This is a genomic window from Noviherbaspirillum album, from assembly GCF_035916955.1.
In the GTDB taxonomy this organism is placed as follows: domain Bacteria; phylum Pseudomonadota; class Gammaproteobacteria; order Burkholderiales; family Burkholderiaceae_D; genus Noviherbaspirillum; species Noviherbaspirillum album.
On sequence record NZ_JAWIIV010000076.1, the window covers coordinates 1 to 10,026 of the forward strand.

Sequence of the window (10,026 nt, forward strand, 5' to 3'; positions counted from 1 at the left end):
AAATTGTCCAACAAAATCTCCACCGCCTTCCTCCCCACCTTCAGAGCTCAGCCCGTACACCAGATCCGACTATAGCTCCTACCTCACGAAGATGCTTGGCCACCGAGTTACTGAGCGGAATCCATTCAGGCGGGGTGATTTCAGTCCACGTAATACCTTCACGTTCGAATTCCTCTCTCGTCCAGCCTATCATGTTCAAGAATCCGTCATTGGCCTTAGTGAATCGTCCGCTAGCCAAGTTGTATTCGACAAACCCAAGAATATTGGATTCGATGAGCTGATGCAGTTGACCTGCAGCGTGCTCTGCCCGGGTTTTTTCCTGGTGGAGTTCAGTTACGTTATGGGATACTGCAAGCAAGCGAACCACCTTGTGGTGCTTGTCATATAGCGGAATGAGGGAAGTATCCCAATAGGTTCGCTCACCGAAGCTTGATTCACAGTAGGCAGTTATCTCTGCTCTTTTTCCGGCGCACGCTTGCTCGATGCAAGCTGAAGCCCTTACACGTATATCTTCATGCCAGAGTGATACCCAGTACAAGTAAGAGATGTCCTCATCCAATTTAATTCCACGACATACCCGACTCGCTTGGTTGAGGCTTAAAACGTGACCGTGGGGAGTTAAGATCTCGATGGCGTTGGGACTTGCCTCAAATAGCTGAGCTGCGAGAAAGAAGTCCGAAGCCCGTTCTGGCAAGCAGTCCCTGATGTCGTTTGCTGCCAGTCCGCTGGCCGTCTCAAGAGTCCGAATATGGAAATCCTTTTTCTCTGCCTCTTCATTCTGCTCTGTGATATCACGCGCTATGCAATAGAAGCGTTGTTGGGTAGTGCATCTTGCATTCCATTCAAGCAAAACATAGCTACCATTTTTCATGCGGTAACGGCTCCGAAAACGATCATTGCCGTCTCTTTTGGCTAAAGCATGCAACTTCTCTGTTGTCGTGCGCCGGTCGTCAGGGTGCACGAAGTCAATAAAAGGAGAGGCGGTAAGCTCCTCTTGGCTCCACCCGAGTAGATACGTCCACGCTGGACTTACTTGCTCAAAAAAACCTTCCTTGTCAATGATTGCTAGAAAATCCGGACTAAGCTCAAAGAATGCCTCACGTTCGAACTCCAATTGTTTGCGAGCCGTGATATCAACGACCTGCGCGATGAAAAAGTCAGGACTACCATCGTCATCCCTAGCTAACGACCCGGTGAGATGCACCCATGCAATCGAGCCATCTTTGCGTATGTAGCGTTTCTCAAGATGGTAAAAGGGGATTTCGCCGTTGGCAAGCTGACTGGCTAGAGTCAGATCCTGTTCTAGATCGTTAGGGTGTGTAATATCCTGAAAGGAGATCGATTTTAGCTCAGTACGGGAGTAGCCAACGATGCCGCATAGTGCATCGTTGACTTCAAGCCATTGGCCATCGAGTGATACCAATCCCTTACCTATTGCTGAATATTGAAATGCACTAAGGAACAGGTCGGTGCGAAACGACTCTTTCATCAACATTTTGCCAGCCTATCATTTATAAGATTGATTCTTTGCTCAAATGTCCAAGACAAACAAAAGCATAAGGCAAAACCGATCAATTGACACTAGTTGATTTAAATCAATAAAAGAGTTTTAACTGCTCCCATAAATATGGGAGCGCTATAGCGATCAAAATCGGAATGCAATTAGATTTCAAAATTATGTTGCCTAGTCGTCTTCTTAGAACCTGTTCAAAGTCTCCGCAGCAAGACACTAACAAAGGCAAGCACGACCATCTGCTGGCTGTTATGGAGCGTACGTTCGCAGTCTTTCCATAACCGTCTGCACTTGTCGAGCCAGGCGAAGGAACGTTTCACGACCCACTGACCGTGCCTCGATTTCACGTACAGCAGGAAATTTGATAATTTCTTGTTTGTACGGAGGATGCGATGGAAGAGAAGTCAGTACCGAAACGACAGTACACAGAAGAGTTCAAGACCGAAGCGGCACGCCTGGCCGAGTCTGTCGGCCAGCATGAAGCTGCCCGTCGACTTGGCGTACCGGTAGCAACGCTGGGTAACTGGGTCCGCAGGTACCGCAAAGGAGTGCAGCCCGCCCAGGCAGAGGCGGCTACCGCACCCAAGCGCCCGGTGAGCGAACTCGAGGCGGAGAATAGCCGGCTGCGCAAGGAGCTGGCCAGTGCCAAACTTGATATTGAAATTCTCCGAAAGGCAACGGCGTATTTCGCGAAGGGGTCGCGGTGAAGTACGCCTGGATTGAAGCCCACCGCGACGGGTACAGTATCAGCCGGCTGTGCCGGGTTCTTGGGGTGTCGCGCAGCGGCTATTGCCAGTGGAGAAACCGGCCGCCCAGTCCAAGAGCGCAGGCCAATGCCGCGCTCGATGCCGAAGTAGCGGCGATTCACCAAACAAGCCGCCGCAGCTACGGCCGTCCCAGGATCGTGGCCCAGTTACGGGCGCAAGGTAAGCGCATTGGCGGTGAGCGGGTGCGGCGCAGCTTGCAGCGGCAGGGGCTGCGCCCAGTCTATAAGCGGCCCTACCGGGTAACCACCGAATCCGATCACCGTCTGCCAGTGGCGCCGAACCTGCTGGAGCGGCGCTTCGACGGCTGGTCGGCCAATCAAGCCTGGGTCAGCGACATTACGTTCATTGCCACGGGCGAAGGCTGGTTGTACCTGGCAGCGATTCTGGACCTGGCAAGCCGTCGGATCGTCGGCTGGTCAATGAGTGAGCGGATCAATGCTGAACTGGTGTGTCAGGCACTGCGTAGCGCTTGCTGGCAGCGCAAGCCGCCCCCTGGACTGATTCTACATTCCGATCAGGGCAGTCAAGGCGGATTCAACCGGTCGTCGCAACACTAGATTGTTGAACAGATTTCAGGTACTCGTCCAGTGCTTCTGCTGGGGTCTTCCAACCAAGCGTTTTTCGGGGCCTGGAATTGAGTGTATTGGCAACGGCCTGGAGCTCTCGATCGCTCCACCGAGCCAAGTCTGTACCCTTTGGGAAGTATTGCCGCAGGAGGCCGTTCGTGTTTTCGTTCGTTCCACGCTGCCATGGACTATGCGGGTCGGCGAAGAATACCTGCACCCCGGACTCGACCGTGAAGCGGGCATGATCAGACAGTTCTTTGCCGCGGTCCCAAGTTAATGACTGCCACAACTGGGCAGGCATGTCAGTTACGGTCTTCTTGAGCGCATTAGCCATCGTGACAGCGCCGTAGCCAGCCAGCGCAGGGCCATTCTTCGTCCTGGGGATCAGCCCGTAGCCTTGCTCGCGAGGCAGGTGAACAAGCATGGTGAATCGGCTTGAGCGCTCAACCAGCGTCCCAATCGCGGACCTGTTCAGGCCGATGATCAGATCACCCTCCCAATGCCCAGGCACAGCGCGATCCTGCACTTCTGCAGGCCGGTTAGAGATCATCACCTCCTCGCTAACGTGCGCCCAGGCCTTGGCCTGTGCCCTGGCTCTGGGCACGCGCAACGCTCGCCCGGTGCGCAGACAGCTAACCAGCTCGCGTTTGAGCGCCCCTCGGCCCTGGATGTAGAGAGCCTGATAGATGGCTTCATGGGAAATACGCATGGATTCGTCGTTCGGAAAGTCGATCTGCAGTCGATTGGATATCTGTTCGGGTGACCAGCCATTGCCCCATTTGCGGTCACCGCGATGCGGCTTGTTTCTTCCTATGAACGGCGCTGGCACAGGCCCAGATATATTACGCCCCTTAGCGTCGCGAACCTTGCCCTCCAGACGGTCTTGCACATAGTGGTGTAACCGTGGATTAGTCGTCAATTTGCATGGTTTGGGTCTTTTGGCAACCAGTTCCGCCTTCCAATGCGCAACCGATGCGCGATACTCTAGCCGACCACTGCGAGTTGTAGCATTGCGTCTGAGTTCTCGGGAGACCGTTGATGCACTGCGCCCGATACGGCGAGCAATCTCTCGCACTCCGATGTCTTGGCATGAAAGTAGTCCAATCTCTTCTCGTTCGGCGAATGATAAGTATCTCCCGGATATCGGGCTCAACATGGAAAGTGGCATGCCACCATTATGACGAAACCAGCGAGTTCCCACTGCCGGCGACACGCCAACCGCTTCAGCAGCCTTCTCACTTGTAATGCCTGTTGCGATCNGGGCTCAACATGGAAAGTGGCATGCCACCATTATGACGAAACCAGCGAGTTCCCACTGCCGGCGACACGCCAACCGCTTCAGCAGCCTTCTCACTTGTAATGCCTGTTGCGATCTGCTCCCAGAATCGCCGCTCGGTTTCACGCCGATGCGACGGCGCACCTGGTGAGCGCATCGGTCCTCGCCCTGTCAACTTCTGCATCCATCCCGCTGGTCTTCCCATAAACACCTCCTTGATTTAAGGTGTTGCGACGACCGATTGAATCCGCCACTGGCGCCGACCAGAACGCACGCAACGCCCACTGTCAGCCTTGTAAACATCCCGATAGCTGCGTACACTTTGCGGCATGCTCATACATGCCGGTCTTCCCGACGATATTGCCAAGCTCAAGGCCATGGTCCTCGAGCGGGAGTCGGCGTTGACGGCGAAAGACCTCATTGTCGGCCAGCTGCGCGAACAAGTTTCGACGCACACCCTCGAGATCGAGCACTTGAAACTGCTCATTGCCAAGCTAAAGCGCATGCAGTTTGGTCGTAAATCCGAGAAGCTCGACCACGAGATCCTGCAGCTGGAATTGCGCCTGGAAGAGTTGCAAGTCGATCAAGGTGTTGTACAAGTCGAGGCGCCGGCCCAACAGGCGAATCGCTTACCCGCTAAACGCGCTCCATTGCCGCCCCATCTGCCGCGTGACGTCCAGATCTATTTGCCGCAAGACGCCGCAGCGTGCTCCCAATGTGGCGGCTCCATGAAGTTGCTCGGCCAAGCTGTATCCGAGCAGCTCGAGTATGTCCCCGCAAGCTTCAAGGTCATTCGTCATGTGCGGCCGAAATATGCGTGCGCCTGCTGTGATCATATCGCGCAAGCAGCCGCTCCAACGCGCCCAATTGCACGCGGCATGGCCGGTCCCAGTCTGCTGTCGCATGTTCTTGTTGCGAAGTATTGCGACCATTTGCCGCTGTACCGTCAGTCAATCATGTATGCCCGCGAGGGCGTAACGCTGGAACGGGCAACCATGGCCGAATGGGTAGGCGCTGCCAGCAACCTCCTTGCGCCCTTGGTTGACGCCATCCGGCGTCACGTCATGGCAGCGTCGAAGCTGCATGCCGATGACACGCCGGTTCCCGTGCTGGCGCCAGGCCGTGGCAAGACCAAGACGGGGCGTCTGTGGGTATACGTCCGGGATGACCGCCCCGCAGCCGGAACGGCAGCACCGGCAGTCTGGTTCGCTTATACCGGGAACCGCAAGGGCGAACATCCGCAGCGGCATCTGGCACGCTACTGTGGAGTCTTGCAGGCGGATGCCTATGGCGGCTACCATGCGATCTACGAAACACAGCGTGTGGTGGAGGCCGCATGTTGGGCGCATGCGCGGCGCAAGTTCTATGAACTGGACCAGGCGCGCCCCTCCATTCTTACCCGGCAAGCGTTGAACCGGATCGGTGAACTGTATGCAATCGAAGCAAAGATCCGCGGCAAGCCGCCGGATGAACGGCGGCGAATACGGCAGACCGAATCGCGGCCGCTGCTCGATGCACTGCACGCATGGTTTCGTACGACCATGGAAACGCTGTCGGTGAAATCGGATACGACAGCGGCAATCCTGTATGCGCTCAACCGGTGGCAGGCGTTGACACGCTATTGTGACGACGGTGCCATTGAAATCGACAACTCGGCAGCTGAGCGAGCGCTGCGTGGAGTGGCTCTCGGGCGTAAAAATTACCTGTTCGCGGGCGCCGATTCGGGCGGCGAACGGGCCGCTGCCATCTACAGCCTGGTTGAAACCGCGAAACTCAACGGAATCGATCCCGAAGCGTATCTGCGGCAGGTGCTGACGTATATTGCCGACTACCCGACCAACCGTATTGAAGACCTTCTTCCCTGGAACCTCATGATGCATTCCATGATTGAGAAAGCGGCCTGACATGGCGACTCGAAAGGCGGCTTCCCGTCCCTCGGGACACTTGCTGCAACTGAAGATTGAACTGGCGGGCATCAAACCCACGATCTGGCGCCGGGTCGTGGTGCCGGAAACGATCACCTTGGGCAAGCTGCACCAGGTGATTCAGGCAGTCATGGGTTGGACGAATAGCCACCTGCATGAATTCGAGATCGCGGGCGCGCGCTTTGGCATTCCGGATCCGGACTATGACTTTGGAGAACCTCTCATCTCCGAAACGCGGGTGCGATTGCGCAAAAGCCTTGAAGGCACCGTGTCGTTCCGCTATGTCTATGACTTCGGCGACGATTGGGAACACAAGATCAAGGTTGAAAAAGTCTTGCCTGCAGATGCCTGTCCAGTCCCCATGTGCATCGGTGGTGCCAATGCCTGTCCACCTGAAGATGTGGGCGGCCCCTATGGCTATGCTGACTTCCTGGAAGCGATTGCCGATCCGGCTCATTCTGAACACGATCGGATGCTGGAGTGGAATGGTGGCCCCTTCGATCCTGCAGCGCTCGATCACGACCTCATCAACAAACGCCTGCAATCCATCAAACTCTGAGCGTCAAGACGTTTGCCGTTTGACGCTTACTAGAATTCGACTGCCATCCATTGTCAGTGAAGCAAAAGAAGCCGAGGTGCGCAAGCCCCTCGGTTTTTTTGAGCCTATTGCCCCAGTCAAACGTTTCGCGCCGACTTCGGCAAGTTGAGAGGATGCGGAACATCAAGCTCTTCGTCAGCGACCGTCCTAGACCGGAAACCAGACCCCTAGGAAGGTCGGTCACATTTAAAGCTGAGGCGCGCTAGTCCTCGGTTTTTTTTTGGTCTAGTGAAGGATGAGAGGGGCCGCTGCAGGTCTAGCCGTCATTGAACCAAGCCCCGACCAGCCCGGAGAAGAAGACGAGAACACCGACCGCCAGAAAGGCCGACGCAAACACATGGGCTTCCAGCTTCAAGGCCAGCGCCCCTGTGCAGGCAATCATCGCACCGCCGAGCCGTAGATTCTTGTACATCCGCTGGTTCATCGCGACGAAGCCTTACCTTTGATCGAGCCGTGTGCCGGCAATGCCGACAAGAAGGAAGAGGATGCCGAATCCGAGGCCGATTGCACCGCCCAAAGGATGGCGCAGCGTGGTCGCGGCAAGCAAGACCCATGCCGCCGATGATCGCGCCTAGAAGCTGCATCAACTTGTACCTGGTAGAAAACATGTGGACGATTAGACCGCATACCGGCTTGCAATGGCATCCCATAAGTATGGGGGAGGGCGAAGTTACTCCCGACATTCCCGCGAATATGGCTGCCAATCGGCGCATTCGACGCCAAGCAGCAAGCGCCCACTTGCGTGAATGCCTGCATGCGAATTGTTGCTGGAGGGTGTCTGGTTCAGGCCGAGCTGGAATTGCAGCTTTAGCTGCTGTCGCTTCTACTGGGCGCGCCGGCGGCGAGTCCAAGTTGAGAGGCTTTAGGGTTTTGATAGTTGCGGCATCTACCGCAGAGCTTAGTGCGGTGAATCGATCCTGATCGAACTTCAGTTCCTCAGCAGTCGGCGGCCAGTTATCAGCCTTCATGGACCGCTCCGCGAACGAAATCGCTGCGCGAGGAGCGAAACCGGCAGCAGCCATTGCTTTCACGGAAAACGCGTCCGCGTCGGCCCGGTTCATCTTGCGCATCATCTTGACCCCAACCGTTTTCTGAAGTAGCCCCGTAGATTGCAGGACTGGTGGTGTTTGTTATTCAAAGCCTGACGCTCCCTAAACATCCTTGGCAGCGGGTAATTCATCGCGCTGTGCGGGTGCTTCGTACTGTAGTGAGCGAGCCAATCGTCCAAGTGCTGCATCACGGCTTCGGTATCCGGTCGCTGCGCGAGCTTGGCATAGTCACGTTTAATCGGCCGTATTCGTTGGAATGGATCTGAGTGAATGTCGGAGACGAAACTCGACGCAGGGGGCATTTCGGGAGCAAGCCCCGAAATTCTCATTCCAGAGAAAAATAAATAGTGTCAGGTAACCTTGATATTATTGTGAACAATAACATACGGGGCTAGTGCAAGGACACTATGCGATGCCGTGTAGAAGGAATACTTTAGGGGGTGTCGGTGGATGACCTACATGACAAAATCGCTGAACTGGTTCTGGACACGATATTCATTGTCGATGTGCACGGCCACATCAATTACGTCAGTCCCTCCTGCTTCGACTTGTTAAGCTACACGCAGCAAGAGCTGACGGGCCGCAAGATGATCGACCTTGTGCTTCTAGACGACAGAGCGAAGACGTTGGATGAGTCGTTGCTCGTCATGTCAGGGGTACCCCGAGTGGGGTTCGAAAACCGGTACGTGCGGGCAGATGGCTCGGTGGTAGATATTATGTGGTCGGCGCGTTGGTCACCGGAACATCAGGTGCGCATCGGCGTCGCGCGCAACGTTACCACCGTCAAGCGCCAACTGGCCATGCAGCAAGCGATGTACGAAATTTCGAATGCGGCGCACACTGTGACGGAGCTTAAGCAGCTTTACCCTAAGGTCCGCCGCATTCTGCATTCGATCCTCCCGACGTCAGCCTTCGCCCTCGCGCTCCACGACGAGCAGGCATGCCTCGCACTCCAGTACCAGCTAGATTTCTGCGGCGACGCAGCTGTGCTACAGGCCAAGGTTGGGAAAGAACTGTGCACCTTGGCAGCGCAGAGCAACAAGGTCGAGCTGCATGGTGGGAGCAAAGGAGAGCCGTTCTGGCTGGCGGCACCAATCTCCCGTGCAGATAAGGTATTCGGTGTCATCGTGATTCGTAGTCATGCCGGTACCGTGTTGGGGCAGCAGGAGGCTGAGCTCCTTTCGTTTATTGCTGCGCAGCTTTCGGACGCCATCGAGCGGCACAGGCTTCACGCCGAACTTATCGCCGCGGCGACTACGGATGAGCTGACGGGACTGCCCAATCGGCGACTTTTTGTTGACCGGGCCGAAGCAGCGTGTCGCGCCGCCCGTCGCCATGGACACCACTTTGCGCTGCTATACGTGGATGTCGACCGCTTTAAGGCTGTCAACGACACCTACGGGCATGAGGCAGGTGACGAGCTGCTAAAGCAGGTCGCGCGCAGGCTGTCGAAATGCGTGCGCGAGGAAGACACCGTTGCTCGGCTCGGTGGTGACGAATTTGTCATACTCCTGCCTGGCGTGCATCAGCAAGCGTCAAAGGCTCTACAAGAAAAGATCCAGGCGGCATTTAAAGAAGAATTTGTACTACCTACCGGCGTGCATGTAACGCGAGACCCAAGCATTGGACTTGCCGTCTATCCCGAGGATGGTGACGATGTCACGGCACTTACACGCGCAGCTGATAAAAGAATGTATGCAAACAAATGGCACCGGTCGATGAAGTCCTAGTGTGGCGTCCCGCAAATAACTTTAAATATTCATTTGGTCGCATGACGTGCGGTGGAGCCATTTGGCCTGTTGTCTTTAATACGGTTATTTACGGGACAAGACACTAGAAGAGACGAAGCAAACCAGTGAGGAGTCACATTGGATGGGTGACCGCTTACAGATCGCGAAACCGTGGCTTGTTACGACTTCAGCTTCAAAAACCGCTGCAACCCTTTGTCACAAAAGAACTTTCCTAGTAATCCACATTTTCTGTGGACAACTTTGTGAATAAGTGGGCCTTGACATCGAAAGCACCTAGATTTGATGCGGGCGTTGTTAGATTGCCTTCCTGTTGAGCGAAAAAAGAAGTTGATTGAAATCAATAACTTACCTCGCTTGCCTTTTCAAGGCTATGAGAGTGTTATCGCTAACAGCAAATATTCTTTTTCATGCCGTTGGATGTGTACAACCTCCAAGCCGGTTAAGGATGTCAAGTGCTTCGTAACGTTTTTGCAGCGTTGAGTGCATGGATTTCCACTCCTTCGGTAAGCACTTGGTGAACTCACCTTGTCACGGAAGTGACGTATAAGGATGATCGTGCCCACTTATCTTAAGTGGATCCT

General features: G+C 55.2%; 6 protein-coding genes and 3 pseudogenes. 4 read left to right on the forward strand and 5 right to left on the reverse strand.

All coding sequences use genetic code 11. From position 1 onward, the window contains the following. Positions 1–40: 40 nt before the first annotated feature. Both RY831_RS32160 and RY831_RS32165 read right to left on the reverse strand, forming a co-directional pair. Positions 41–1,495 carry a PAS domain S-box protein gene (locus RY831_RS32160; protein WP_326510375.1) on the reverse strand — a complete coding sequence of 485 codons (1,455 nt, stop codon included), beginning with the start codon at positions 1,493–1,495 and terminating at the stop codon, positions 41–43. Between the two features lie 212 nt (positions 1,496–1,707). After that, a pseudogene (locus tag RY831_RS32165) lies at positions 1,708–1,842 on the reverse strand (IS5/IS1182 family transposase); the annotation flags it as partial. A 63-nt stretch (positions 1,843–1,905) separates the two neighbouring features. On the opposite strand from RY831_RS32165, the pseudogene RY831_RS32170 reads away from it, so the two are divergent. After that, positions 1,906–2,807: pseudogene (locus RY831_RS32170) on the forward strand (IS3 family transposase); the annotation flags it as partial. A 7-nt stretch (positions 2,808–2,814) separates the two neighbouring features. Here the strand turns inward: RY831_RS32170 and RY831_RS32175 are convergent. Next, positions 2,815–4,306 (reverse strand): annotated as a pseudogene (locus tag RY831_RS32175) (IS30 family transposase). A gap of 145 nt (positions 4,307–4,451) precedes the next feature. Between RY831_RS32175 and tnpC the strand changes: the two are divergent. Together tnpC and RY831_RS32190 are read left to right on the forward strand one after the other, a co-directional pair. After that, positions 4,452–6,026, forward strand: coding sequence for an IS66 family transposase (tnpC, locus tag RY831_RS32185; protein WP_326510376.1), 1,575 nt, complete (start codon positions 4,452–4,454; stop codon positions 6,024–6,026). 1 nt (position 6,027) lies between these two features. Beyond that, positions 6,028–6,606 carry a plasmid pRiA4b ORF-3 family protein gene (locus RY831_RS32190; protein WP_326510377.1) on the forward strand — a complete coding sequence of 193 codons (579 nt, stop codon included), beginning with the start codon at positions 6,028–6,030 and terminating at the stop codon, positions 6,604–6,606. A 295-nt stretch (positions 6,607–6,901) separates the two neighbouring features. Here RY831_RS32190 and RY831_RS32195 read toward each other — a convergent pair whose 3' ends face one another. Both RY831_RS32195 and RY831_RS33345 read right to left on the reverse strand, forming a co-directional pair. Further along, positions 6,902–7,069, reverse strand: a complete 168-nt coding sequence (locus tag RY831_RS32195) for a hypothetical protein (RefSeq protein WP_326510378.1) — start codon at positions 7,067–7,069, stop codon at positions 6,902–6,904. Between the two features lie 645 nt (positions 7,070–7,714). Next, a complete protein-coding gene (locus tag RY831_RS33345) occupies positions 7,715–8,023 on the reverse strand; it encodes an integrase core domain-containing protein (protein ID WP_367576118.1) in 309 nt (102 codons plus the stop codon). A gap of 111 nt (positions 8,024–8,134) precedes the next feature. Here RY831_RS33345 and RY831_RS32200 point away from each other — a divergent pair, with 111 nt between their 5' ends. Continuing rightward, the gene (locus tag RY831_RS32200; protein WP_326510379.1) at positions 8,135–9,424 is read left to right on the forward strand and encodes a diguanylate cyclase domain-containing protein; all 1,290 of its coding nucleotides are present in this window, start codon (positions 8,135–8,137) and stop codon (positions 9,422–9,424) included. The last annotated feature ends 602 nt before the right edge of the window (positions 9,425–10,026 follow it).

Bases quoted from the DNA above. Each gene is read 5' to 3' on its own strand.
- RY831_RS32160 (WP_326510375.1), bottom strand. From the start codon at position 1,495: ATGTTGATGAAAGAGTCGTTTCGCACCGACCTGTTCCTTAGTGCATTT.
- tnpC (WP_326510376.1), top strand. From the start codon at position 4,452: ATGCTCATACATGCCGGTCTTCCCGACGATATTGCCAAGCTCAAGGCC.
- RY831_RS32190 (WP_326510377.1), top strand. From the start codon at position 6,028: ATGGCGACTCGAAAGGCGGCTTCCCGTCCCTCGGGACACTTGCTGCAA.
- RY831_RS32195 (WP_326510378.1), bottom strand. From the start codon at position 7,069: ATGAACCAGCGGATGTACAAGAATCTACGGCTCGGCGGTGCGATGATT.
- RY831_RS33345 (WP_367576118.1), bottom strand. From the start codon at position 8,023: ATGAGAATTTCGGGGCTTGCTCCCGAAATGCCCCCTGCGTCGAGTTTC.